General features: G+C 60.7%; 23 protein-coding genes. 16 read left to right on the top strand and 7 right to left on the bottom strand.

Annotated elements, in window-relative coordinates; genetic code table 11:
* Positions 1-15: 15 nt before the first annotated feature.
* Positions 16-444, top strand: coding sequence for a DUF4160 domain-containing protein (locus tag ACP7BX_RS21500; protein WP_426129972.1), 429 nt, complete (start codon positions 16-18; stop codon positions 442-444).
* Positions 441-911, top strand: a complete 471-nt coding sequence (locus tag ACP7BX_RS21495; RefSeq protein WP_028618024.1) for a DUF2442 domain-containing protein — start codon at positions 441-443, stop codon at positions 909-911. Before ACP7BX_RS21500 ends, ACP7BX_RS21495 begins: the two co-directional genes overlap by 4 nt.
* On the opposite strand, the gene trmA is transcribed toward ACP7BX_RS21495, so the two are convergent.
* Together trmA and ACP7BX_RS21485 are read right to left on the bottom strand one after the other, a co-directional pair.
* On the bottom strand, positions 894-1,973 hold the full coding sequence (gene trmA, locus ACP7BX_RS21490) for a tRNA (uridine(54)-C5)-methyltransferase TrmA (protein WP_038847591.1): 1,080 nt from the start codon (positions 1,971-1,973) through the stop codon (positions 894-896). The two genes, ACP7BX_RS21495 and trmA, sit on opposite strands and share 18 nt — an antisense overlap.
* Positions 1,970-3,265 carry an NCS2 family permease gene (locus ACP7BX_RS21485; RefSeq protein ID WP_038847593.1) on the bottom strand — a complete coding sequence of 432 codons (1,296 nt, stop codon included), beginning with the start codon at positions 3,263-3,265 and terminating at the stop codon, positions 1,970-1,972. Before ACP7BX_RS21485 ends, trmA begins: the two co-directional genes overlap by 4 nt.
* A gap of 173 nt (positions 3,266-3,438) precedes the next feature.
* On the opposite strand from ACP7BX_RS21485, the gene ACP7BX_RS21480 reads away from it, so the two are divergent.
* From ACP7BX_RS21480 to ACP7BX_RS21465, 4 genes are all read left to right on the top strand, one after another.
* On the top strand, positions 3,439-3,885 hold the full coding sequence (locus ACP7BX_RS21480) for a DUF4879 domain-containing protein (protein ID WP_269132080.1): 447 nt from the start codon (positions 3,439-3,441) through the stop codon (positions 3,883-3,885).
* A gap of 96 nt (positions 3,886-3,981) precedes the next feature.
* Positions 3,982-4,488: a (2Fe-2S)-binding protein gene (locus ACP7BX_RS21475; protein WP_426129975.1), complete on the top strand. Its 507-nt coding sequence runs from the start codon at positions 3,982-3,984 to the stop codon at positions 4,486-4,488.
* On the top strand, positions 4,485-5,474 hold the full coding sequence (locus tag ACP7BX_RS21470) for an FAD binding domain-containing protein (protein ID WP_426129977.1): 990 nt from the start codon (positions 4,485-4,487) through the stop codon (positions 5,472-5,474). The genes ACP7BX_RS21475 and ACP7BX_RS21470 overlap by 4 nt, the downstream gene beginning before the upstream one ends.
* The gene (locus ACP7BX_RS21465; protein WP_426129979.1) at positions 5,471-7,654 is read left to right on the top strand and encodes a xanthine dehydrogenase family protein molybdopterin-binding subunit; all 2,184 of its coding nucleotides are present in this window, start codon (positions 5,471-5,473) and stop codon (positions 7,652-7,654) included. The genes ACP7BX_RS21470 and ACP7BX_RS21465 overlap by 4 nt, the downstream gene beginning before the upstream one ends.
* On the opposite strand, the gene ACP7BX_RS21460 is transcribed toward ACP7BX_RS21465, so the two are convergent.
* Positions 7,651-8,892 carry an MFS transporter gene (locus ACP7BX_RS21460; RefSeq protein WP_177004277.1) on the bottom strand — a complete coding sequence of 414 codons (1,242 nt, stop codon included), beginning with the start codon at positions 8,890-8,892 and terminating at the stop codon, positions 7,651-7,653. The genes ACP7BX_RS21465 and ACP7BX_RS21460 overlap by 4 nt on opposite strands.
* 318 nt (positions 8,893-9,210) lie before the next feature.
* Between ACP7BX_RS21460 and ACP7BX_RS21455 the strand changes: the two genes are divergently transcribed.
* The 3 genes from ACP7BX_RS21455 to ACP7BX_RS21445 are packed head-to-tail and all read left to right on the top strand — an operon-like array spanning position 9,211 to position 11,842.
* A complete protein-coding gene (locus tag ACP7BX_RS21455) occupies positions 9,211-10,653 on the top strand; it encodes a cytochrome ubiquinol oxidase subunit I (RefSeq protein ID WP_033897875.1) in 1,443 nt (480 codons plus the stop codon).
* 1 nt (position 10,654) lies between these two features.
* The gene (gene cydB / locus ACP7BX_RS21450; protein ID WP_015885994.1) at positions 10,655-11,662 is read left to right on the top strand and encodes a cytochrome d ubiquinol oxidase subunit II; all 1,008 of its coding nucleotides are present in this window, start codon (positions 10,655-10,657) and stop codon (positions 11,660-11,662) included.
* Positions 11,663-11,674: 12 nt separating this feature from the next.
* The gene (locus ACP7BX_RS21445) at positions 11,675-11,842 is read left to right on the top strand and encodes a DUF2474 domain-containing protein (protein ID WP_010206690.1); all 168 of its coding nucleotides are present in this window, start codon (positions 11,675-11,677) and stop codon (positions 11,840-11,842) included.
* A gap of 79 nt (positions 11,843-11,921) precedes the next feature.
* On the opposite strand, the gene ACP7BX_RS21440 is transcribed toward ACP7BX_RS21445, so the two are convergent.
* Both ACP7BX_RS21440 and ACP7BX_RS21435 read right to left on the bottom strand, forming a co-directional pair.
* Positions 11,922-13,046 (bottom strand): methyltransferase, encoded by a 1,125-nt coding sequence (locus tag ACP7BX_RS21440; RefSeq protein ID WP_426129982.1) that lies wholly within the window; start codon positions 13,044-13,046, stop codon positions 11,922-11,924.
* A 160-nt stretch (positions 13,047-13,206) separates the two neighbouring features.
* The gene (locus ACP7BX_RS21435) at positions 13,207-13,917 is read right to left on the bottom strand and encodes a helix-turn-helix transcriptional regulator (protein WP_426129984.1); all 711 of its coding nucleotides are present in this window, start codon (positions 13,915-13,917) and stop codon (positions 13,207-13,209) included.
* 381 nt (positions 13,918-14,298) lie between these two features.
* On the opposite strand from ACP7BX_RS21435, the gene ACP7BX_RS21430 reads away from it, so the two are divergent.
* Entirely contained in the window at positions 14,299-15,075 is a 777-nt protein-coding gene (locus tag ACP7BX_RS21430) for a ferredoxin--NADP reductase (RefSeq protein WP_426129986.1), read from the top strand.
* A gap of 45 nt (positions 15,076-15,120) precedes the next feature.
* Here the strand turns inward: ACP7BX_RS21430 and mscL are convergent, their stop codons facing one another.
* Positions 15,121-15,540, bottom strand: coding sequence for a large-conductance mechanosensitive channel protein MscL (gene mscL / locus ACP7BX_RS21425; RefSeq protein WP_010206685.1), 420 nt, complete (start codon positions 15,538-15,540; stop codon positions 15,121-15,123).
* A 287-nt stretch (positions 15,541-15,827) separates the two neighbouring features.
* On the opposite strand from mscL, the gene katB reads away from it, so the two are divergent.
* The 3 genes from katB to radA are packed head-to-tail and all read left to right on the top strand — an operon-like array spanning position 15,828 to position 19,370.
* The gene (katB, locus tag ACP7BX_RS21420; protein ID WP_426129989.1) at positions 15,828-17,369 is read left to right on the top strand and encodes a catalase KatB; all 1,542 of its coding nucleotides are present in this window, start codon (positions 15,828-15,830) and stop codon (positions 17,367-17,369) included.
* A 58-nt stretch (positions 17,370-17,427) separates the two neighbouring features.
* Positions 17,428-17,967, top strand: coding sequence for an ankyrin repeat domain-containing protein (locus tag ACP7BX_RS21415; RefSeq protein ID WP_177076905.1), 540 nt, complete (start codon positions 17,428-17,430; stop codon positions 17,965-17,967).
* A gap of 35 nt (positions 17,968-18,002) precedes the next feature.
* On the top strand, positions 18,003-19,370 hold the full coding sequence (gene radA / locus ACP7BX_RS21410) for a DNA repair protein RadA (RefSeq protein ID WP_016976768.1): 1,368 nt from the start codon (positions 18,003-18,005) through the stop codon (positions 19,368-19,370).
* Here radA and ACP7BX_RS21405 read toward each other — a convergent pair.
* Positions 19,359-19,724 carry a PilZ domain-containing protein gene (locus ACP7BX_RS21405; protein ID WP_314530793.1) on the bottom strand — a complete coding sequence of 122 codons (366 nt, stop codon included), beginning with the start codon at positions 19,722-19,724 and terminating at the stop codon, positions 19,359-19,361. The two genes, radA and ACP7BX_RS21405, sit on opposite strands and share 12 nt — an antisense overlap.
* 174 nt (positions 19,725-19,898) lie before the next feature.
* On the opposite strand from ACP7BX_RS21405, the gene ACP7BX_RS21400 reads away from it, so the two are divergent.
* From ACP7BX_RS21400 to yjiA, 3 genes are all read left to right on the top strand, one after another.
* Positions 19,899-21,965 (top strand): carbon starvation CstA family protein, encoded by a 2,067-nt coding sequence (locus ACP7BX_RS21400; RefSeq protein WP_314530792.1) that lies wholly within the window; start codon positions 19,899-19,901, stop codon positions 21,963-21,965.
* A 15-nt stretch (positions 21,966-21,980) separates the two neighbouring features.
* Entirely contained in the window at positions 21,981-22,178 is a 198-nt protein-coding gene (locus tag ACP7BX_RS21395; RefSeq protein ID WP_016976771.1) for a YbdD/YjiX family protein, read from the top strand.
* Between the two features lie 78 nt (positions 22,179-22,256).
* Positions 22,257-23,216 carry a GTPase gene (gene yjiA / locus ACP7BX_RS21390; RefSeq protein ID WP_426129992.1) on the top strand — a complete coding sequence of 320 codons (960 nt, stop codon included), beginning with the start codon at positions 22,257-22,259 and terminating at the stop codon, positions 23,214-23,216.
* Positions 23,217-23,233: the final 17 nt, after the last annotated feature.

Here is a 23,233-nt window from a genome sequence, read left to right as displayed (position 1 = left end):
AACAGATGGGTTACGATGAGAGTAGGCACTTACAAAGGCTATGTGATTTCGGTGTTTATCAGGGATGAGCATTGCCCGCCCCATGTGCATGTGCGGGGGAACGAATGGGATGCGCGCTTTCGCTTCAGTTTTCTGCATGGGGAGGTGGAGTTATGGGATGTAGAGCCTGAGCGGTGGCAGCCACCCATGGCGGTTTTGAAAGAGATACGCGGGGCGATCATGCAGCGGCACTACTTGGCGCGGGCACGCAGGATCTGGTGGGAGTACCTGCAAACGGTCTGCCTGGAGAATCATTCCTGGGATTGGGAGGCTCGCGAAGTGTTGCCTGGGCTGATCATTCAGCCGGGTGTTTATGTGATCGCGCGTGCCCGGCACGATGTCGTGGGGCAGAAAACCATTTTGAATCTGGTCAGGGCACCGGGTTTTGTGGAGATTGAACTATGAAGCAAATCGTAAAAGCCAAAGCTGTACCCTATAAACCACTCACTGAGGCCGACGTCGAAAAGGCGATAGCCCGAGGGCGCAAGACACGGCACCTTTATGCCCGTGCCAGCTCTGTGCGTTATGAAGACAACTGCATCTCCATCGGTTTCAGCGACGGCAGTCGTGTTGTACTGCCGGTGGCTGGCCTGCCCGAGTTCGCGGGGTTTTCCCTGGAGGACTTTGCGCAACTGGAAGTTGGCTTTGGCGGCAAGGCGCTGTGCTGTGAGGCCCAGGACCTGGATGTTTCAGTCACGGGCCTGATCGCCACCAGCAAACCGCTGATGGACCTGGCCACCAGCCTGGTGGCTTCGCGCAACGGCCGCAAAAGCAGCGCCGCCAAAGCCGCCGCCGCCCGTGCCAATGGCAAGAAGGGCGGGCGGCCGCGCAAGAAGGAACCGGAAGACGTTGAATTACCGCCGGGTCAATAACACCCCGGACTCCATATGGTGCGTCCACGGGAATTGGTCAAACATCGCACACTGAGTGATCTTGTGCGTGTCATGCAGTTGCGCAATGTTCGCCGCCAACGTCTCCGGGTTGCAGGAGATGTACAGGATGTTATCGAAGCGCCGGGTCAACTCGCAGGTGTCCGGGTCCATGCCGGCGCGCGGCGGGTCGACGAAGACGCTGCCGAATTCATAGCTTTTCAGGTCGATGCCGTGCAAGCGACGGAACGGACGCACTTCGTTCAGCGCTTCAGTGAGTTCTTCGGCTGACAGGCGCACCAGGGTGACGTTATCCACCGCGTTTTCATCGAGGTTGCTCAGGGCTGCATTCACCGAGGTCTTGCTGATTTCGGTAGCCAGGACTTTGCGAACACGCGTAGCCAGGGGCAGGGTGAAGTTGCCGTTGCCGCAATACAGCTCCAGCAGATCATCCGGGCGATCACCCAGGGCTTCATAAGCCCAGTTGAGCATCTTCTGGTTCACCGTGCCGTTGGGCTGGGTGAAGGCGCCTTCGGGTTGGCGATAACTGAAGGTGCGGCCGCCGACGTCGAGTTTTTCCACCACGTAGTCGTGGCCGATTACATCGCGCTTGCCCTTGGAGCGGCCGATGATGCTGACATTCAAGTCAGCTGCCAGTTGGTTAGCGGCGGTGTGCCAATGCTCGTCCAGCGGGCGGTGATAGCACAGGGTGATCATCGCGTCCCCGGCCAAGGTAGTGAGGAACTCCACCTGGAACAGCTTGTGGCTCAGGGCTGCGCTGGCTTGCCAGGCGGCCTTGAGTTGCGGCATCAACTGGTTGATACGTAGGCTGGCGATGGGGAATTCTTCGATCAGGATCGGCGTGCGCTTGTCGTCCTGGGAGAACATCGCGTAGTGGCGCTCGCCGCCCTCGCGCCACAGGCGGAACTCCGCGCGCAGGCGGAAGTGCTGCAGCGGCGAGTCGAAGACCTGCGGCGCTGGCGCGTCGAACGGGGCCAGCAGGTCACGCAAACGCGTGACCTTGTCTTGCAGTTGAGCGGTGTAGCTTGCGGCGTCAAAAGTCATGCGTTGAACCAGCCCAGCTTGATCACAAACAGAATCGACAGAATCACCAGCGCCGGGTTCAGCTCACGGTAGCGGCCCGAAAGCAGCTTGATGGCGGTCCAGGCGATGAAACCGAAGGCGATGCCGTTGGCGATGGAATAGGTGAAAGGCATCGCCAGGGCGGTGATCACCACCGGCGCTGCAACGGTAATGTCGTCCCAGTCGATTTCGGCCAGGCCCTGGGTCATCAGCACCGCCACGAACAGTAGTGCCGGCGCAGTGGCGAAGGCCGGAACGCTGGCGGCCAGCGGCGAGAAGAACAGTGCCAGCAGGAACAGGATCGCGACCACGATGGCGGTCAAGCCGGTACGGCCGCCGGCGCTCACGCCCGCAGCCGATTCGATGTAGCTGGTGGTGGTCGACGTACCCAGCAGCGAGCCGGCCATGGCGGCGGTACTGTCGGCGATCAGTGCACGGCCCATTTTCGGCATGTGACCGTCCTTGCCCATCAGGCCGGCACGCTTGGCCACGCCGATCAGGGTGCCGGAATTGTCGAACAGATCAACGAACAGGAAGGCGAAGATCACGCTGACCAGGCCGATATCCAGCGCGCCTTTGATATCCAGCTGCAGGAAGGTCGGTGCCAGGGAAGGCGGCATCGAGACAACGCCGCCGAAGGGGGTGACGCCCAGCAGGATCGAGACGATGGTCACCGCCAGGATGCCGATCAGTACGGCACCGCGCACCGCCAGGGCTTCCAGGGCGACGATCAGGATAAAGCCGAACGTAGCCAGGATCGGCGCGGGCTTTTTCAGGTCGCCCAGGCCCACCAGGGTGTTGGGATTGCCGACCACGATGCCAGCGTTGTGCAGGGCGATCAGCGCCAGGAACAGGCCGATACCGGCGGCAATCGCCGAACGCAGCGGCAGTGGGATGGCGTTGATGATCCATTCACGAATACGGAAGATCGACAGCAGGAAAAACAGCACCGCCGAAATAAACACCGCACCCAGCGCCACCTGCCAGGTATGGCCCATGTGCAGGACCACGGTGTAGGTAAAGAAGGCGTTGAGGCCCATGCCCGGCGCGAGGGCGATCGGGTAATTGGCGATCAGGCCCATCACGGTCGAACCTATAGCGGCCGCCAGGCAGGTCGCGACGAACACCGCACCCTTGTCCATGCCAGTCTCGCCGAGGATGCTCGGGTTCACGAATAGGATGTAGGCCATGGCCAGGAATGTCGTGATGCCCGCGAGAATCTCGGTGCGCACGTTGGTGTTGTGTGCCTTGAGTTGAAACAGCTTTTCCAGCATGCCGGCTCCCTGTGACGCTCTGTGGCGTCGTGATTTGTTGACCTCTAAGTCAAAGCACAAACTGCGCCAAGCGCCTGTGGTTTCAGAGAGGATCGGAAAAAGCGGCGCATCATACCAGCAGCCGAGGCCTTGAGGCATACTGCGCCGACGTTTAAACCAAGGTCATCTGCAACATGAAAAACGCCAACCCGTGGAGTCTAGCCCTGATCCCCTGTATCAGCCTGTTGCTCGGCGCAGCACCGGCCTGGGGCGCGGCTGCACCGCCGTTGAGCGAAGTGCGGGTGTTCCAGGTCGAGTCGGCAGCGTGTAAGGAAAGCATCCCCGAGCGCGCGCAGAGCACACAGATGTGTACGCACCGTGGGCCTACCAAGGTGTCCGTCATGGAGGTGGGCCTGGGTAACAACCCCATGGGCCGCTTCGATGGCGCCGAATTGAATGGGCAACGCACGGCGGTTTGCCAGGTCGGCAACATCAGCGAAGTGTGCAACGGCGTGGGCACACTGATGGGCTACATCTATGTGTTCGACCTGAATGTCGAGGCCCAAGGCTGGTTCCAGTACAGCAATTCCTCGATCAACCCGCCGCAAAACACCCTGACCACGCAGCTCAATATCCGCTGATCAATCCGCTTGAACGCTCAATACCCCGGGCAGTCGTACCCCTTAAGACGGCGACTTTCCTAACGCCGCGGACGTACACCAACCCGTGAGGTGTTTATGAGCGCGACCCCCAATGGCGCGGCGGCCCAGCCGTTCGTCAGCCACTCGATACGCCTGCGCCTCAACGGCCAGGATCGCCAACTGAACGTGTTGCCCTGGACCACGCTGCTTGACCTGTTGCGCGAACAGCTCGACCTCGTTGGCAGCAAAAAAGGCTGCGACCACGGCCAATGCGGTGCCTGCACGGTGTTGCGCGACGGCAAGCGCATCAATGCCTGCCTGACGCTGGCGGTGATGTGCGACGGCGCCGAGTTGACCACCATCGAAGGCCTGGCCGACGGCGACCAACTGCACCCGACGCAGCAATCTTTCATTACACACGACGCCTTTCAATGCGGTTACTGCACCCCCGGCCAGATCTGCTCGGCGGTCGGCCTGGCCAATGAAGGGCGTGCGCACGACACCGCCCAGATCCAGGAGCTGATGAGCGGCAACCTGTGTCGCTGCGGCGCCTACAGCAATATCCGCGATGCCATTGCAGACGTCGTGGGAGGTGAGCGATGAATCCCTTCCACTACAGCAAGCCGGCCGATGTGCAGGAAGCGGTGCACCTGAGCAGCGCCGCCTCGCGTTTTATCGCCGGCGGCACCAACCTGCTGGACCTGATGAAAGAAAACATCAGCCGCCCCGAGCATCTCATCGACATCACAGGGCTACCGTTAAATGAGGTTCAGGCAACCGCCGAGGGCGGACTGCTGATCGGCGCCCTGGTGAGCAACGCCGACCTGGCCTGGCACCCGCTGATCGAACAGCGTTACCCGCTGCTGTCCCAGGCCATCCTCGCGGGCGCCTCGCCGCAGCTGCGCAATATGGCCAGTACCGGCGGCAACCTGTTGCAGCGCACCCGTTGTTACTACTTTTATGACGCCACTGTGCCGTGCAATAAGCGCGAGCCCGGCAGCGGCTGCCCGGCACGCACGGGGTTGAATCGTATTCATGCCATCCTCGGCGCCAGTGAACAGTGCGTCGCGACTCATCCTTCCGACATGTGCGTGGCGCTGGCGGCGCTGGACGCGCGAGTGCATGTGGAAGGTCGTGCAGGCGCTCGTGTTATCGAGTTTGCCGACTTCCACCGTCTGCCCGGCGATGCGCCGCAGCGTGACAACCAGTTGGCTGACGATGAGCTGATCACCGCCATCGAACTGCCCGCCGACAACCTGGCGAGCCACAGCAACTACCTGAAAATCCGCGACCGCGCCTCCTACGCGTTCGCCTTGGTGTCCGTTGCTGCTGCCCTTGAATTGGACGGCGAGCGCATCGTCGACGCGCGCCTGGCCCTTGGCGGTGTAGCCCACAAACCCTGGCGTGATCGTGCCGTGGAAGCCGCGCTCATTGGCCAGCTCGTCAGCCGCGAAACCTTCAGCCACGCCGCCGACGCGCTGCTGCAAGACGCCGAACCCCTGGAACACAACGGCTTCAAGATCAAGCTGGCACGCCGGGGGATTATTCGTGCCCTGAGTGATGCGGCTGTCGCAGGAGAGCGCCCATGACCGCTATCGGCAAACCCTTTGACCGGGTTGACGGTCTGCTCAAGGTCACAGGTAAAGCGCGTTATGCCGGTGAGTTTCCCGAGGACGGCCTGCTGCACGGCAGCGTGGTCTCCAGTACCGTCGCCAAAGGCCGTGTGTTGCGCATCGATTCTTCCAAGGCGCTGGCCCTGCCGGGCGTGGTGGCGGTGATCCATCACCTCAATCGCCCCAAAATCGCCAGTTACGATGACGCGTTCCAGGATGCCGACGCCGCCGACGGCTCGCCGTTTCGTCCGCTCTACAACGACCGCGTGCTGTACAGCGGCCAGCCCCTGGCTCTGGTGATCGCCGACAACCTTGAACTGGCGCGGCATGCCGGTTCACTGGTGGACATCGAGTACGAAACCGAAGCCTTCGAAACCGACTTGGTGGCCATGCAGGATCAGGCCCACGCCTCGCCGCAAACCCCGCCCGAACCGCGTGGCAACTTCCAGGCCGAATGGACCGGTGCCGCCGTCAGCCTGGATGTGCACTACAGCACGCCCATCGAACACCACAATCCAATGGAGCCCCACGCCAGCACGGTGCTGTATCAGCCGGACGGCACCCTGCATATCCATGACAAGACCCAGGGCCCGCAGAACTGCCAGGCCTATGTGCAAAAAGTCTTTGGCCTGGATAAAAGCCAGGTGCGCATCTTCGCCGCGTTTGTTGGCGGCGCGTTTGGTTCCGGCCTGCGCCCGCAGTACCAATTGCCGCTGGCCGTGATGGCCTCGTTGGCGCTCAAGCGTTCGGTGCGGGTCACGCTGACGCGCCAGCAGATGTTCACGTTTGGCTATCGCCCGCGCACCTTACAGCGCCTGCAACTGGGCGCCGCCGCCAACGGGCGCTTGCTGGCATTGGGGCACACAGCCATTGGCCAGACTTCGCGTTTCGAAGACTTCAGCGAACACGTCGTGGAATGGAGCGGCATGCTCTACCACTGCGACAACGTGCAGCTTACTTATAAGTTGGTGCCCCTGGACGTGTTCACACCGCTGGACATGCGTGCGCCCGGCGCAGCGCTCGGCGTGATCGGCCTGGAGTGCGCCATGGATGAACTGGCCTGCGCGCTAGGCATCGACCCGGTGCAACTGCGGCTGATCAACTACGCCGAGCGCAACCAGAACGAAGACAAGCCCTGGTCGAGCAAAGCCCTGCGCGAGTGTTACCGCGAAGGCGCCGAGCGTTTTGGCTGGAGCCAGCGCAACCCGGAACCACGCAGCATGCGCGACGGCCGCCAGTTGATCGGTTGGGGCATGGCCGGCGGCGTGTGGGAAGCCATGCAGATGAAGGCCAGCGCCAAGGCGCGCCTCGATGCGCAAGGCAAGCTGACCGTCAGCAGCGCCACCACCGATATCGGCACTGGTACCTACACGGTGATGACCCAGATCGCGGCCCAGGCCAGTGGTGTGGCGGTCGACGACGTGGCATTTCTGCTGGGTGATTCATCATTGCCCACCGCACCGTTGCAGGGCGGCTCATTCACCGTGTCCTCCGTCGGCACTGCCGTGCAGCAAGCCTGCGAGGCCTTGAATGCCAAGCTGTTGAACATCGCCCGGCAGACGTACCCGGTGTTCAAGGACGCCGAAACCGTGCGTTTCGAAGAGGGCCAACTGCACACCGGCGATGTGAGCGTGTCGCTGGCACAGTTGGTCAAGGACAGCGGCGAAGGCGCCTTGGAAGTGCAGGTCGACAGTGAGCCCGACAAAAAACGCGAGGGCTACAGCACCGCCACCCACTCAGCTGTCTTCGTCGAGGTGCAGGTGGACGAAGACCTGGGAACGATCAAGGTCCGCCGGGTGGTCAGCGCGATTGCCGCCGGGCGAGTGGTCAACCCGAAGATGGCCCGCAGCCAGATCCTCGGCGGGGTGGTGTGGGGCATCGGCATGGCATTGCATGAAGAAACCCAGATCGACCATCAGTTGGGGCGCTATATGAACCATAGCCTGGCGGAGTACCACATTCCGGTTAACGCCGATATTGGCGACATTGATGTGGTGTTTGTCGAAGAACACGACGAGATCGTCAACGCCCTGGGGTCCAAGGGCGTCGGTGAGATTGGTATCGTCGGGGTCGCAGCGGCGGTGGCCAATGCGATTTATCACGCCACCGGCAAGCGGGTGCGGGAGTTTCCCATCACCCTCGACAAGGTGCTCTAGACCTTCGCGGGTTCTTCCACGGGCACATGCATGCGGTCACGGTTGGCCAGGGTCGGGAACAGCTTGATCCAGACCCCAGTCACCACCAGCGTACCGATCCCGCCCATGACCACGGCGGGCACGGTGCCGAACCAGTGGGCGGTAATCCCGGATTCGAATTCGCCCAACTGGTTGGACGCGCCGATAAACAGGCCGTTGACCGCACTGACCCGCCCGCGCATTTCATCCGGCGTCTCTAACTGCACGAAGGAGGCGCGGATGACCATGCTGATCATGTCCGCCGCGCCCAGCACCACCAGCACCGCCAGTGAGAACCAGAACGAAGTCGACAGGCCGAAGGCGATGGTCGCCACGCCGAACACGCCGACGGCGGTGAACATCACGCGGCCCACATGGCGGTCCACGGAAAACCGCGCCAGCCACAGCGACATCAACAACGCGCCCACCGCCGGGGCCGAACGCAGCAGGCCCAGGCCCCAGGCGCCGGTCAACAGGATGTCTTTGGCAAACACCGGCAGCAACGCGGTGGCGCCGCCCAGCAGCACGGCGAACAGGTCAAGGGAGATGGCGCCGAGGATGTCCGGGCGGCTGCGGATGAAGCGGATGCCGGCGAGCAGGGAGTCCAGGGTGGCCTTGCCTTTGTTGAGTGGTGTCTGGCGGGCTGGCAAATTCAGGGTCAGCACGCAGGCGATAAGGTACAGCACTACCGTGGGGCCATAGACCCACACGCTGCCAAACGCGTAGAGCAATCCGCCGAGGGCCGGGGCGACGATGGTTGCCAGTTGCTGGGCCGACTGCGACGAGGCCACGGCTCGCGGGAATAAAATGCTGGGGACGATGCTGGGCAGCATCGCCTGAGTGGTCGGCATTTCAAACGAACGCGCGGCACCGAGCAGGAAGGCGAGGATGAAGATCATCTCGCGGGTCACATTGCCGGTCAGCCCGCCGATGGCCAGGGACAGTGCGATCAACGCCTGCACGGTCTGGCAGATGGCGGCGACCTTACGCCGTTCATAGCGGTCGGCCACATGCCCGGTGTGCAGCATGAACAATACGCGCGGCACGAATTCCACCAGGCCGACCAGGCCCAGGTCCAGCACATTGCCGGTCAGTTGATAGAGGTTCCAACCGATGGCCACGGTAAGCATCTGAAAGCCGCTGGCAGTGAAGATACGCGCCAGCCAGAACGCGATGAAAGGGCGGTGGTGACGCAACAGCAACGCGGGTTCACTAGGCATCGGGGATTCAGGTCAGGGCCGGAGGGAGCGCCGAGATTATCATCAAGTTGTAACAGATAGTTGCAAGAACTGATCTGAGGCAGTCTGTCACGCGGCAAAAGACCACGCCGTCCTCCATCGAAAATGGGACTACTCTTTCAGCAATGCTTGATCCAGATCAATGTCCGCCCGGACATCGGCCTGGCGGCCGCAAGGCCAGATTCCCTACGCGTTTGGTTAAAAAAAGAAACGAATTGAAATTCGCCAGACTCCATATCCGTGGGGGCAGTGGGTGCAGGCTCCCGCCAGCAGCCGGTATTACCTGACAGAGGAAGACTTATGTTCGGTTTGGAGGCGCTAGATCTCGCCCGAATTCAATTTGCGTTCACCATCTCTTTCCACATCCTGTTCCCGGCGATCACCATCGGCCTGGCCAGCTACCTCGCGGTGCTGGAAGGTTTGTGGCTCAAGACGCACAACGACACCTACCGTGACCTCTACCATTTCTGGTCGAAGATCTTTGCCGTCAACTTCGGCATGGGCGTGGTCTCCGGGTTGGTCATGGCCTACCAGTTCGGCACCAACTGGAGCCGTTTCTCGGACTTTGCCGGCGCCGTCACCGGGCCGCTTCTGACGTACGAAGTGCTCACGGCCTTCTTCCTCGAGGCCGGTTTCCTGGGCGTAATGCTGTTCGGCTGGAACAAGGTGGGGCGCAACCTGCACTTCTTCTCCACCGTGATGGTGGCTGTCGGCACCTTGATTTCCACGTTCTGGATCCTCTCGTCCAACAGCTGGATGCAGACGCCCCAGGGCTTTGAAATCATTGATGGCCGCGTGATCCCCACCGATTGGTTCGCCGTGGTCTTCAACCCCTCGTTCCCTTATCGCCTGGCGCACATGGCCACGGCGGCGTTCGTAGCGACTGCGTTCTTCGTCGGCTCCTCGGCGGCCTGGCACTTGCTGCGTGGCAAGGACAACCCGGCAATCCGCAAAATGCTCTCGATGGCGATGTGGATGGCGCTGATCGTCGCGCCTATCCAGGCCGTGATCGGTGACTTCCACGGCCTGAATACCTTGAAGCACCAACCGGCGAAAATCGCCGCGATTGAAGGCCACTGGGAAAACATTGGCAACGAACCGACGCCGTTGATCCTGTTCGGCTGGCCAGACATGAAAGAGGAAAGGACCAAGTACGCCGTCGAGATCCCGTACTTGGGCAGCCTGATCCTCACCCACTCCCTGGACAAACAGGTGCCGGCGCTCAAGGAGTTCCCGCCTGAGGACCGCCCCAACTCGACCATCGTGTTCTGGTCGTTCCGGGTCATGGTCGGCCTCGGCTTCCTGATGATCTTCACCGGCCTGTTCAGCCTCTGGCTGCGCCGGGGCGACAAGATGTACACGTCCAAACCGTTCCTCTACCTGGCATTGTGGATGGGCCCGTCCGGCTTGATCGCGATTCTCGCCGGCTGGTTCACCACCGAGATCGGCCGTCAGCCGTGGGTGGTCTACGGCTTGATGCGCACGGCGGATGCGTCCTCCGGGCATAGCCTGGCGCAGATGACCATCACCCTGGTGTTGTTCGTGGTGGTGTATTTCGCGCTGTTCGGCGCAGGCCTGGGCTACATGATGCGCCTGGTGCGCAAAGGCCCTGTGACCCACGAAGGCACCGAGCCAACCCACGGTGGCCCTGGCCAGAAACGCACACCGGCCCGTCCGTTGTCGGCTGCCGATGATGATGGCAACGATGACGACCACACCCACATCCAGCACAAGGGGCATTGAGATGGGTATTGATCTTCCGCTGATCTGGGCCGTGATCATCATCTTCGGCATCATGATGTACGTGGTCATGGACGGCTTCGACCTGGGTATCGGCATCCTGTTTCCGTTTATCCCCGGCAAGACCGACCGTGACGTGATGATGAACACCGTGGCTCCGGTGTGGGACGGCAACGAAACCTGGCTGGTACTGGGCGGCGCGGCGTTGTTCGGCGCGTTCCCGCTGGCCTATTCGGTGGTGTTGTCGGCGCTGTACCTGCCGCTGATCCTGATGCTGATCGGGCTGATCTTCCGTGGCGTGGCGTTCGAGTTCCGCTTCAAGGCCAAGGACCACAAGCGTCACCTGTGGGACAAGGCGTTTATCGGCGGCTCGCTGGCGGCGACGTTCTTCCAGGGCGTGGCACTGGGGGCGTTTATCGACGGCATCCCCGTGGTGAATCGCCAGTTTGCCGGTGGTTCACTGGACTGGGCCACACCCTTTACGATGTTCTGCGGCGTGGCGCTGATCGTGGCCTACGCCTTGCTCGGCTGCACCTGGCTGATCATGAAGACCGAAGGCCCGTTGCAGGAAAAGATGCACAACCTGGCGCGGCCATTGGCCTTTGTGGTGCTGGCGGTAATCGGCATCGTGAGCATCTGGACGCCATTGACCCACCCGGAAATCGCCTCGCGCTGGTTCACCCTGCCGAACCTGTTCTGGTTCTTGCCGGTGCCGATCCTGGTATTGGTGACCATGTACGGGCTGATCCGCGCGGTGGCACGTAATGCGCACTACACGCCGTTCCTGCTGACGCTGGTGCTGATCTTCCTGGGCTACAGTGGTTTGGGCATCAGCCTGTGGCCGAACATCATCCCGCCGTCCGTGTCGATCTGGGACGCCGCCGCGCCGCCGCAGAGCCAGGGCTTCATGCTGGTGGGCACCTTGTTCATCATCCCGTTCATCCTGGGCTACACCTTCTGGAGCTACTACGTGTTCCGCGGCAAGGTCACCCACGAAGACGGTTATCACTAGGAGGGTCGTTCCATGTCCGGCAAACCTTCGTTGCACGAGATCGAACAGGCCGAGAAGCAGCCGTTGTGGCGGCGCCTGGGGTGGCTGGCGATGATCTGGACCGGCAGTGTGCTGGCCCTGTTCGTCGTGGCCAGCCTGATGCGCATGTTCATGAATGCCGCGGGCCTGACCACTCACTGATATCCCGATCCGGGCCTGACGGCCCGGTTTTTCAACCCTGCTTTTCGCGAGAGAAGCAGGGTTTTTTTATTGACGGGCTTTATTTACGGGCTTTGAGGATCACGAATTTTGGCGTGGTGGCGACTTGCTCGACACCCCGGAACAAGCGCGCCAGTTTGGTGTGATAACCCAGGTGGCGATTGCCGACGATATAGAGAGCGCCGCCGACCACCAGCGCCTCCCGTGCCTGCTGGAACATGCGCCAGGCGAGGAAGTCACCGACCACCTGTTGCTGGTGGAAGGGCGGGTTGCACAGCACCACGTCCAACGAACCCGGCTCCTGGCCAGCCAGGCCATCGGCGGCACGCACGATGACGTCGCGATCACCGAGGGCGGCTTGCCAGTTTTCGGCCGCTGATTGCACGGCCATATAGGACTCATCCACCAAAGTGTAATGTGCTTCGGGGTTTTGCAGTGCGCTGGCGATCGCCAAGACACCATTACCGCAGCCCAGGTCCGCGACACGGGCGTTGCCCAGGTTTTTTGGCAGGTGGGGCAGGAACGCGCGGGTGCCGATGTCCAGGTTTTCGCGGCAGAACACGTTGGCGTGGTTCAGCAGTTCGATCGCCGGCGTGTCCAGGGTGTAGCGGGTGGGGTAGGGCGAAATGGCTGCGGGGCGGTCTTCAACAGTGGCGATCAGCAGCCGCGCTTTTTTCACTGCGAGTGACGCCTGCATCGATCCGATATAGCGCTCCAGCAACTCGCCTGCCGCCCGTGGCAGATGCTTGATCATCGCCCCGGCGATGACTTGGGCTCCTGGCGTGAGTTGACCTTGCAAGCGGATCAGTTGTTCTTCCAGCAGCGCCAGGGTTTTCGGTACGCGGATCAGCACGCAGTCGAAAGGCCCTGCCGGAACCTGGCTGGCGGGAATGAATGCCACTGCATCGAACGCCTTGCCGTTGCGCACCAGGTTCTTCTCCAGGCCCTGGGCAGCCAGGAATGAGTCACCGCTGGACGTGACCTGCACCTGCCCCTCAAGGCTGGCGGCCAGGGCGCCGAAGCTGTCATTGAGCACCAGCACGCGGGTTGCCTTCGTCGGTTTCTGTTCCGCCAGATGATTGAGCAAGTATTCGTCTGCGGCATCGAAGGCTTGCAGCGGATCGTTATGTTGCTCTGGCTGGCGGATCAGATCGAGCTGGGCGAAGGGGCTTTCGAGCAGGGGCATGGCGGGGGAGGCTCTGGGTCAACGATGGGTGGGTCGGCAGTCATGGGCCGAACCGTCTGAGTGTACTGCGCGCGGCACCTGGGGGGCTGCTCAACACTCAGAATGGGTCGCAAATGTTACGTTTTTTTCAAAGGGAATACATGCAGTGTTTCTTGGGCGGTTAAATAATCCCTTCTTGCGCGGCACGAAGCACGGCGGCGATCTTGTTGTTGACGCCCAGCTTCTTGAGGCAACTGCACACGTGAAAACCTACTGTCCGTTCGGACAAGCACAGGATGGCCGCGATGTCCGCCGCTGTCTTGCCCATGCCCGACCACATGAGCACTTCTATTTCCCGTGGGGTCAGTTTGCTGGCGGGGTTGACGCTTTGGCCCTCGGCATACTTTTGCGCCAGTACCGCGTGCATCGCATGACAGAGCCACAGCAGCATGCCTGCCTTTTCGTACAGTTCCTCCGGACTCACTTCGCCCTTGTCGCGGCTGAGGGTCAACATGCTGAATACGCCCCGGAAATCATGCACGGCGATGGTTACCGCCCTGTGCACCCCCAACGTTTGGGCCAAGGACCAAAGGCTTTGGGTGTCTTTGAATAATTTCTCCTCCCAGACAATCGGCAATAAACTTGCTTTGCAGTGCTTAACAATGGGATCAACTTCAAGGAATTTTGCTTCGTCGTAGATTTTTTGCCACTCGTTAGAATGGTTTGTGAATTCAATTGGCTTGATTTGGTTTTTGGGTGATTGGGAACTCATCTTGAAAGAACAGTGTTTGAAACCCAGTTCATACGTTTTGTTGATCACCATTTCAAATACACTGGTGACCTCGTTTTCACCTTCCAACTTGGGAAGACGCGTGGTTTTCCATTTGAGCATAGGTCACTCTCCATGGGGTTCTCCGTGACTTGGGGTACGTCCTGAACCCCCAAAACTGCACGAAAATCAGTGTAGGACAACGGCTACACAGCGAGAGGAAAATTTTGCTCTTGCGAACTGATGTTTAATAGTTTTTTGCAAAACTGTTCGTTAGCTCTTTAACGAGTTAGTTGGAAAGTGGCTGTTTATCAGTGAGTTATAGAACTTGTAACGATCGACTAACAGCATCTTCACACCTTTACGTGAAGGCTAATAGCGAATGAGTTGGCGGTGCGACTACATAGCCACTACTGCGTGTGCTGGGCGATGCCACTACCAACCGTAGGTGTTTCCGCACGCGACTTTGAGGGACACTAGGGCACCTGTAGAACGGAGCCCCCCATGACGGCCAGTGCTGAGAAATTTACCCGCCAGACCTTGCTCGACGTGCAATCGCTGACCCCCAGCCTGTTTACCCTGCGCACCACCCGTGACCCGGGCTTTCGTTTCACGGCGGGGCAGTTTGTGCGTTTGGGGGTTACCAAGGCGGATGGCAGTACCGTATGGCGTGCCTATTCGCTGGTGTCCTCACCGTTTGATGAGCATCTGGACTTCTTCTCGATCGTCGTCCCCGGCGGTGAATTCACCAGCGAGTTGAGCCGCCTGCGGGTAGGCGACACCTTGATGGTGGAGCGCCAGGCCACGGGTTTCCTGACCTTGAACCGTTTCGTCGATGGCCGCGATTTGTGGATGCTGGGGACTGGCACCGGGGTGGCGCCGTTTTTGTCGATCCTGCAGGACTTCGAGGTCTGGGAGAAATTCGAACGCATCATCCTGGTGTACAGCGCACGGGAAGCCAAGGAGCTCGCGTATCAAACGCTGATCAAGGAACTGGGTGAACGTGAATACCTCGCCGAGTACGCACACAAACTCACCTACGTTCCCATCGTCACCCGTGAGCAGCATTCCGGCGCGTTGAATGGGCGCATCACCACGCTGATCGAAAATGGCGAGCTTGAGCGCGCAGCCGGCGTCGAATTGACCCCGGAACATTCCCGCGTGCTGATCTGCGGCAACCCGCAGATGGTCGATGACACGCGCCAGTTGCTCAAGCAGCGTGACATGAACCTGAGCTTGAGCCGTCGCCCCGGCCAAGTCGCGGTGGAAAACTACTGGTAATAAAAAAGGCGCCTCTAGCAGGCGCCTTTTTTCTCAAGCCGGTCTTTACAGGCGTGGCTTGTCGTTCTGTGCCTTGAGCAGATCACGGATCTCGCCCAGCAACACTTCTTCCTTGGTCGGCGTCGGCGGCAGGCTTGGCGCCACGGCCTCTTCACGCTTCAGGCGGTTGATCGCCTTCACACCCATGAAGATCGCAAACGCGACGATCACAAAGTCGATGACGCTCTGGATGAACTTGCCGTAGGCCAGTACCACCGCAGGCACATCGCCCTGTGCGGCTTTAAGCGTTATCGCAAGGTCACCGAAGTCCACGCCACCGATCAACAGACCGATTGGCGGCATCACCACGTCGCCTACAAACGAGGAAACAATTTTGCCGAAGGCGGCGCCGATGATGATACCGACGGCCATGTCGACCACATTACCTTTGACCGCGAAGGCCTTGAACTCACTGATCACGCCCATAGGTTATTCCTTGTTACAGATGAGAAGGGTGGGACTCAGTGTAAGTCAGTCGTAGCGGGCTTGCCCGACACAACCGTTAACACTGTTAGTTTTTATCGACACATTAAAACGCAAATAGTTTGCAAAGTGCCATCAATCGCGCGCGAAATACGCCTGATATCAGTGACTTAACAGATTATTTTATTAATCGGGTTGTTGTGGCTTTTCTATTTATCTTCTGACTCTCGGGTCACTAGCCTCTGGCAAGCACAACTGAATGTGCACTAAAAAAACCAGAGGAAACCTCGATGAAGAATCCAATGAGCCGCGGGCCTGTTTCAGCGCGATACGCGCTGGTACTGGCGACCGCCAGCCTGCTTTCCCTGTCCGTACACGCCGCCAACCTGACCCGCGACAACGGTGCTGCGGTGGGTGACAACCAGAACTCGCAGACTGCCGGCGCCAATGGCCCGGTGTTGCTGCAAGACGTGCAGTTGATCCAGAAGCTGCAGCGCTTCGACCGTGAGCGCATCCCCGAGCGCGTGGTGCACGCCCGTGGCACCGGCGCCCACGGTACTTTCACCGTCACCGATAACCTCAGCGACCTGACCAAGGCCAAGGTGTTCGCGGCCGGCGAAGCCACCCCCGTGTTCGTGCGCTTCTCCGCCGTGGTCCACGGTAACCACTCACCTGAAACCCTGCGTGACCCGCGTGGTTTCGCCACCAAGTTCTACACCGCTGACGGCAACTGGGACCTGGTAGGCAACAATTTCCCAACGTTCTTTATTCGCGACGCCATCAAGTTCCCGGACATGGTCCACGCCTTCAAGCCAGACCCGCGCACTAACCTGGATGACGATTCCCGTCGTTTCGACTTCTTCTCCCATGTGCCCGAGTCCACCCGCACGCTGACCGAGCTGTACTCCGATTCCGGCACCCCGGCCAGCTATCGGGAAATGGACGGCAACGGCGTGCACGCCTACAAGCTGATCAATGCCAAGGGCGAAGTGCATTACGTCAAGTTCCACTGGAAGAGCCTGCAAGGCATCAAGAACCTTGATCCCAAGCAGATCACCGAAGTGCAGGGCCGTGATTACAGCCATATGACCAACGACCTTGTCACCCACATCAACAAGGGCGACTTCCCCAAGTGGGACCTGTATGTGCAGGTGCTCAAACCTGAAGACCTGGCCAAGTTCGACTTCGACCCACTGGACGCCACCAAGATCTGGCCGAATGTGCCCGAGCGCAAAGTCGGGCAGATGGTGCTGAACCGCAACCCCGCCAACGTGTTCCAGGAAACCGAGCAAGTCGCCATGGCCCCGGCCAACCTGGTGCCGGGCATCGAGCCGTCCGAGGATCGCCTGCTGCAAGGTCGCGTGTTCTCCTACGCCGACACCCAGATGTACCGCCTGGGCGCCAATGCCCTGCAATTGCCAATCAACGCACCACGGGTGACCGTCAACAACGGTAACCAGGACGGTGCCATGAACTTCGGCAAGACCACCACTGGCGTGAACTACCAGCCAAGCCGTCTGCTGCCACGGGACGAGCCGCAAACCGCGCGCTACAGCCAGTCAGCCCTGTCGGGCAGCACCCAGCAGGCGAAGATCCAGCGCGAGCAGAACTTCAAGCAGGCCGGTGATCTGTACCGCTCCTTCACGAAGAAAGAGCGCCAGGACTTGATCGAGAATTTTGGTGGCTCGCTGGCGACCACCGATGACGAGAGCAAGCACATCATCCTGTCGTTCTTGTACAAGGCCGACCCGGAATATGGCACTGGCGTGGCCAAGGTTGCCAAGGGTGACCTGGCGCGCGTGAAGGCGCTGGCGGACAAACTGACTGACTGATCCGTTGGTTCTGGTCGGCGCCCTTGATAAGGCGTCGACCTTTGGCAGGAGAACACCCATGCGAGTTTCTATCGGATTGCTGATGGCCATGCTGGCCTTTGTTGCCCATGCCGAGTCTCCCGACCCGGTCGCGCTCAAGGCCCAGTTGCAGGACTACTATTTCGACGCCGCCCGTCGAGGCGACCTCGACATGCTCAACACCTTTATCGACTCCGGCTACAGCCTCAACACCCAGGACGACAAGGGCTACACCGCGTTGATCCTCGCCGCCTATCACGGCCAGGGCCCGTTTGTGGAGCGCTTGCTCAGCGCGGGTGCCGACGCCTGTGTGCAGGACAAACGCGGCAACACGGCGCTGATGGGCGCGATCTTCAAGGGCGAGCTGAAAATTGCCCAGCGCCTGCTGGCGACCGACTGCAACCCCGATCAACGCAACGGCGCCGGGCAGACGGCGGCCATGTACGCCGGGCTGTTCAAACGGGTTGAGTTGCTGGATGAATTGAAGGCCAAAGGCGCCGACCTCAACGCGCAAGACCCGATCGGCAACAGCGCTTCACGATTGGCCAGCGGTGAAATCCGGACCCCGGCGTCGCGCTGAGCTATCATCGCGGTTTTTCGGTTGGAGGTTCTCAAATGGCAAAGGCCAAGCGCATGTACGGCTGCACGGAGTGCGGCGCGACCTTTCCCAAGTGGGCTGGCCAATGCACCGAGTGCGGTGCGTGGAACACCCTGACTGAAACCATGATCGAGAGCGGTGGCGCCGCAGCCCCCACCGGCCGTGCCGGCTGGACTGGGCAGCAGGCGCAGATCAAGACGCTGGCTGAAGTCAGTGTCGAAGAGATCCCGCGTTTCTCCACGGCCTCCGGTGAGTTGGACCGGGTGCTGGGCGGCGGCCTGGTGGACGGCTCGGTGGTGCTGATCGGCGGCGACCCAGGCATCGGCAAATCGACAATCCTGCTGCAAACGCTGTGCAGTATCGCCAGCCGCATGCCGGCGCTGTATGTCACCGGCGAGGAATCCCAGCAACAAGTGGCCATGCGCGCCCGTCGCCTGGGGCTGCCCCAGGATCAACTGCGGGTGATGACCGAGACCTGCATCGAAAGCATCATCGCCACGGCGCGTATCGAAAAACCCAAGGTCATGGTGATCGACTCGATCCAGACGATTTTCACCGAGCAATTGCAGTCGGCGCCGGGCGGCGTGTCTCAGGTGCGTGAAAGTGCGGCGCTGCTGGTGCGTTATGCCAAGCAGAGTGGCACGGCGATCTTCCTGGTCGGTCATGTGACCAAAGAGGGCGCACTGGCCGGGCCACGGGTGTTGGAGCACATGGTCGACACCGTGCTGTATTTCGAAGGCGAATCCGATGGCCGTCTGCGTTTGCTGCGCGCGGTAAAGAACCGTTTCGGCGCGGTCAACGAACTGGGCGTGTTCGCCATGACGGACCGGGGGCTTAAAGAAGTCTCCAACCCTTCAGCGATTTTTCTCACTCGCGCCCAGGAAGAAGTCCCCGGCAGCGTGGTGATGGCAACGTGGGAAGGCACTCGCCCGATGCTGGTGGAAGTGCAGGCGTTGGTGGATGACAGCCATCTGGCCAACCCGCGCCGCGTGACGTTGGGCCTTGATCAGAACCGACTGGCGATGTTGCTCGCCGTATTGCACCGTCACGGTGGCATCCCGACCCACGACCAGGACGTGTTCCTCAACGTGGTCGGCGGGGTCAAAGTGCTGGAGACTGCATCCGACCTGGCGTTGATGGCGGCGGTGATGTCCAGCCTGCGTAACCGGCCGTTGCCCCATGACTTGCTGGTGTTCGGTGAGGTGGGCCTGTCGGGCGAAGTGCGTCCGGTGCCCAGCGGCCAGGAACGCTTGAAGGAAGCTGCCAAGCACGGCTTCAAACGCGCGATCGTGCCCAAAGGCAATGCGCCGAAGGAGTCGCCGCCGGGGATAAAGATCATTGGCGTGACGCGGTTGGAACAGGCATTGGATGCACTATTCGAGTAGGGCGCCCAGCTCGCGCTCCAACTCTTGCTGATCACCCAGGTTCAGCTCGATCAGTCGTCGCAAATGGCTGATCGAGTCCAGGTCGATGTGCTCGCACACGAAACCCAACTGCCCGTGATCCTCATGGGCCAGCTTCACCTGCATCTTTATATGCGCGTGTGGGTCCAGCCGGATGTCCACGTCAAATCGCCGCTTGCCATTACCCCGCCAGTCGTCAGGGCGCTCCACCAGCAAGCCCTTTAGCGATAAATCCACCAGCTGCACCGGCCAATTCCAAGTGTCTTGGGCAATGGTCGTCTTGGCATCAAAGGCGATGCGACGGAAACGGCGGCGATCAGACGGTTGCTCGGTCATGGTGAAACCCTCTGGAGATAGAAGGATTGTAGCCCTGCGCCATCATCGGCCCGGTATTTCTGCTTTTTTTGTGTGCAGGAGGCTCTAGACCAACGTAGGGGGGTGGCCTTTGAGGCCAACAGCGCTAAACTCGGGATGGCTGTCCTTTCTGTCCACCCTGGCTGGAATATAAAAATGAAAAATAATAATAGCCTGCTACGCCACCTACCCTGGCTGGTGCTGGCAATCGTAGGAGCGTGCGCCCTAGGCGTAGTGGCCTTGCGCCGCGGCGAGGCGATCAACGCCTTGTGGATTGTGGTCGCTGCTGTGGCCATCTACCTGGTTGCGTACCGTTACTACAGTCTGTTCATCGCTAACAACGTGATGCAACTCGATCCACGGCGGGCCACCCCCGCAGTGCTCAATAATGACGGTCTGGACTATGTGCCGACCAACAAACACATCCTGTTCGGTCACCACTTTGCGGCGATTGCCGGTGCAGGCCCGCTGGTCGGCCCGGTGCTGGCGGCGCAAATGGGCTACCTGCCCGGCACGCTCTGGCTGATTGCCGGCGTGGTGCTGGCCGGTGCGGTGCAGGACTTCATGGTCCTGTTCCTGTCCACCCGTCGCAACGGCCGTTCCCTGGGGGACATGGTTCGCGAAGAGATGGGCCGTATCCCTGGGACCATCGCGCTGTTCGGCTGCTTCCTGATCATGATCATCATCCTCGCGGTGCTGGCGCTGATCGTGGTCAAGGCCCTGGCCGAGAGCCCATGGGGCATCTTCACGGTGATGGCGACCATCCCGATCGCGATGTTCATGGGCATCTACATGCGCTACATCCGCCCGGGCCGCATCGGTGAAATCTCGATCATCGGCGTGCTGTTGCTGTTGGGTTCGATCTGGCTGGGCGGGCAAATTGCCGCTGACCCGGTCTGGGCCAAGGCCTTCACCTTCACCGGCATTCAAATTACCTGGATGCTGATCGGCTACGGTTTCGTCGCCGCAGTGCTGCCGGTGTGGCTGATCCTGGCGCCGCGTGACTACCTCTCCACCTTCCTCAAAATCGGCACCATCATCGCCCTGGCGATCGGCATTCTGGTCACCATGCCCGACCTGAAAATGCCGGCCCTGACCCAGTTCATCGACGGCACCGGCCCGGTGTGGAAGGGCGGCCTGTTCCCGTTCCTGTTCATCACCATTGCCTGTGGCGCGGTCTCGGGTTTCCACGCGCTGATCTCCTCGGGCACCACGCCCAAGTTGCTGGATAACGAAACCAACGCCCGCTACATCGGTTACGGCGGTATGTTGATGGAGTCGTTCGTGGCCATCATGGCGATGGTTGCCGCTTCGGTGATCGAGCCTGGCGTGTACTTCGCCATGAACAGCCCGGCCGCCGTGGTAGGCAGTGATGTAGTGACTGTGGCGCAAACTGTCAGCAGCTGGGGCTTTGCCATTACCCCGGAAGCACTGACGGCGGTCGCCCATGACATCGGTGAAACCACCATCCTGGCGCGTGCCGGCGGTGCACCGACCCTGGCGGTGGGTATCGCGCAGATTCTGCACAGTGTGCTGCCGGGTGAAAACACCATGGCGTTCTGGTACCACTTCGCGATCCTGTTCGAAGCGTTGTTCATCCTGACGGCCGTGGACGCGGGCACCCGTGCCGGTCGCTTCATGCTGCAAGACCTGTTGGGCTCCTTCGTACCGGCGCTGAAACGCACCGAGTCCTGGACCGCCAACCTGATCGCGACCGCCGGTTGCGTGGCCATGTGGGGTTACCTGCTGTACCAAGGCGTGATCGACCCACTGGGCGGCATCAACACCTTGTGGCCGCTGTTCGGTATCTCCAACCAGATGCTGGCAGGTATCGCACTGATGCTGGCTACCGTTGTGCTGATCAAAATGAAACGCCAACGCTACATCTGGGTGACCATGCTGCCGGCGGTCTGGCTGCTGATCTGCACCACCACCGCGGGCTTCATCAAGCTGTTCGACGCCAACCCGGCGATCGGCTTCCTGTCGCTGGCCAAGAAGTACAGTGATGCATTGGCCAATGGCCAGATCCTCGCCCCGGCGAAGAGCATCGACCAGATGCAGCACGTGATCTGGAACGCCTACACCAACGCAACGCTGACGGCGCTGTTCCTGTTCGTGGTGTTCAGTATCCTGTTCTATGCGCTCAAGGTCGGCGTCGCCGCCTGGGGCAACAAAGAACGTACGGATAAAGAAGCCCCGTTCCAGGCTGTTCCGGACGCGTGATCGAGGATTGCAACCATGTTCAATGACATCAATCGCCTCGGTAAATACCTCGGTCAGGCCGCGCGCCTGATGGTCGGCATGCCCGACTACGATACGTACGTCGAGCATATGCAAACCAAACACCCGGACAAGCCGGTGATGGACTACAAGGCGTTCTTCCGGGAACGCCAGGAAGCCCGTTACGGCGGCAAGGGTGGGCCCAAGTGCTGTTGACCTGCTAGGCAGGCCCCTGTGGGAGCCCATACCAATGGGCTCCCATTTTTATTTCCGTTTATTGAAGGAGAACTGCTTTTGTCCTCTCCCATTCCGGTCACCGTCCTCAGCGGCTTCCTCGGCGCCGGCAAGACCACCTTGCTGCGTCACCTGCTCAAGGCCGAGCACGGGCTGAAGATCGCCGTGATCGAAAACGAATTCAGCGACGCCGGTATCGACACCCAGCTATTGGGCGCCGAGCCGGTACAAGTCATGACCCTGTCCAACGGCTGCGTGTGCTGCACCATCCACACCGATCTGACCAAAGCCCTGTACCTGCTGCTGGAGCGCCTGGACAGCGGCGAAATCGCCTTCGACCGCCTGGTGATCGAGTGCACCGGCCTGGCCGACCCGGCCCCTGTGGCCCAGACCTTTTTCATCGACGAGGAACTGCGCGAGCGCTATATCCTCGATGGCATCATCACCCTGGTGGACGCCGCCCACGCTGAGCACCACCTGACCCAGACCATCGCCCAGGCCCAGATCGGCTTTGCCGACCGCCTGCTGGTGAGCAAACGCGACTTGGTGGATGACGCCACCTTTGACGCGCTCAGCGAGCGCCTCACCCGCATCAACCGCCGCGCGCCGATCCGGGTGGTGGACCATGGCAACATCGACCTGGCTGAACTGCTCGATGTGCGCGGTTTCAACCTCAATGCCGCCATGAGCCTGCGCCCGGTGCGTGCTGCGCCGTCCATCGACCGTATCTCCAGCCTGGTGTTGCGCACCGACCAGCCGCTGGATATCGACCGTCTGAGCGAGTTCATGAACGAACTGCTCGAAGGCCACGGCAAGCAACTGCTGCGCTACAAGGGCGTGCTGAACATTGCCGGTGAAGACCGCCGCATGGTGTTCCAGGGCGTGCTCAAGCTCTACGGCTTCGATTGGGACACGGAGTGGGAAGAGGGTGAGGCGCGGGAGAGTGTGATTGTGTTTATTGCCGATGAACTGCCGGAAGACAAGATTCGCGAAGGTTTCCAGCGCGTCTATCAGGCATAAAAAAGCCCGGCTCTAGA

The sequence above is a fragment of the Pseudomonas sp. DWP3-1-3b3 genome, assembly GCF_049896305.1.
Classification (GTDB): domain Bacteria; phylum Pseudomonadota; class Gammaproteobacteria; order Pseudomonadales; family Pseudomonadaceae; genus Aquipseudomonas; species Aquipseudomonas azotoformans_A.
This window is presented reverse-complemented; position numbering and strand designations above follow the sequence as displayed.

Coding starts and splice junctions, on each gene's coding strand:
- cydB (WP_015885994.1), top strand. CDS start 10,655: ATGGGTATTGATCTTCCGCTGATCTGGGCCGTGATCATCATCTTCGGC.
- ACP7BX_RS21470 (WP_426129977.1), top strand. CDS start 4,485: ATGAATCCCTTCCACTACAGCAAGCCGGCCGATGTGCAGGAAGCGGTG.
- trmA (WP_038847591.1), bottom strand. CDS start 1,973: ATGACTTTTGACGCCGCAAGCTACACCGCTCAACTGCAAGACAAGGTC.
- radA (WP_016976768.1), top strand. CDS start 18,003: ATGGCAAAGGCCAAGCGCATGTACGGCTGCACGGAGTGCGGCGCGACC.
- mscL (WP_010206685.1), bottom strand. CDS start 15,540: ATGGGCGTGATCAGTGAGTTCAAGGCCTTCGCGGTCAAAGGTAATGTG.
- ACP7BX_RS21480 (WP_269132080.1), top strand. CDS start 3,439: ATGAAAAACGCCAACCCGTGGAGTCTAGCCCTGATCCCCTGTATCAGC.
- ACP7BX_RS21395 (WP_016976771.1), top strand. CDS start 21,981: ATGTTCAATGACATCAATCGCCTCGGTAAATACCTCGGTCAGGCCGCG.
- ACP7BX_RS21455 (WP_033897875.1), top strand. CDS start 9,211: ATGTTCGGTTTGGAGGCGCTAGATCTCGCCCGAATTCAATTTGCGTTC.
- ACP7BX_RS21460 (WP_177004277.1), bottom strand. CDS start 8,892: ATGCCTAGTGAACCCGCGTTGCTGTTGCGTCACCACCGCCCTTTCATC.
- ACP7BX_RS21465 (WP_426129979.1), top strand. CDS start 5,471: ATGACCGCTATCGGCAAACCCTTTGACCGGGTTGACGGTCTGCTCAAG.
- ACP7BX_RS21435 (WP_426129984.1), bottom strand. CDS start 13,917: ATGCTCAAATGGAAAACCACGCGTCTTCCCAAGTTGGAAGGTGAAAAC.
- ACP7BX_RS21475 (WP_426129975.1), top strand. CDS start 3,982: ATGAGCGCGACCCCCAATGGCGCGGCGGCCCAGCCGTTCGTCAGCCAC.
- ACP7BX_RS21405 (WP_314530793.1), bottom strand. CDS start 19,724: ATGACCGAGCAACCGTCTGATCGCCGCCGTTTCCGTCGCATCGCCTTT.
- katB (WP_426129989.1), top strand. CDS start 15,828: ATGAAGAATCCAATGAGCCGCGGGCCTGTTTCAGCGCGATACGCGCTG.
- ACP7BX_RS21485 (WP_038847593.1), bottom strand. CDS start 3,265: ATGCTGGAAAAGCTGTTTCAACTCAAGGCACACAACACCAACGTGCGC.
- ACP7BX_RS21495 (WP_028618024.1), top strand. CDS start 441: ATGAAGCAAATCGTAAAAGCCAAAGCTGTACCCTATAAACCACTCACT.
- ACP7BX_RS21445 (WP_010206690.1), top strand. CDS start 11,675: ATGTCCGGCAAACCTTCGTTGCACGAGATCGAACAGGCCGAGAAGCAG.
- ACP7BX_RS21430 (WP_426129986.1), top strand. CDS start 14,299: ATGACGGCCAGTGCTGAGAAATTTACCCGCCAGACCTTGCTCGACGTG.
- ACP7BX_RS21415 (WP_177076905.1), top strand. CDS start 17,428: ATGCGAGTTTCTATCGGATTGCTGATGGCCATGCTGGCCTTTGTTGCC.
- ACP7BX_RS21440 (WP_426129982.1), bottom strand. CDS start 13,046: ATGCCCCTGCTCGAAAGCCCCTTCGCCCAGCTCGATCTGATCCGCCAG.
- ACP7BX_RS21400 (WP_314530792.1), top strand. CDS start 19,899: ATGAAAAATAATAATAGCCTGCTACGCCACCTACCCTGGCTGGTGCTG.
- ACP7BX_RS21500 (WP_426129972.1), top strand. CDS start 16: ATGAGAGTAGGCACTTACAAAGGCTATGTGATTTCGGTGTTTATCAGG.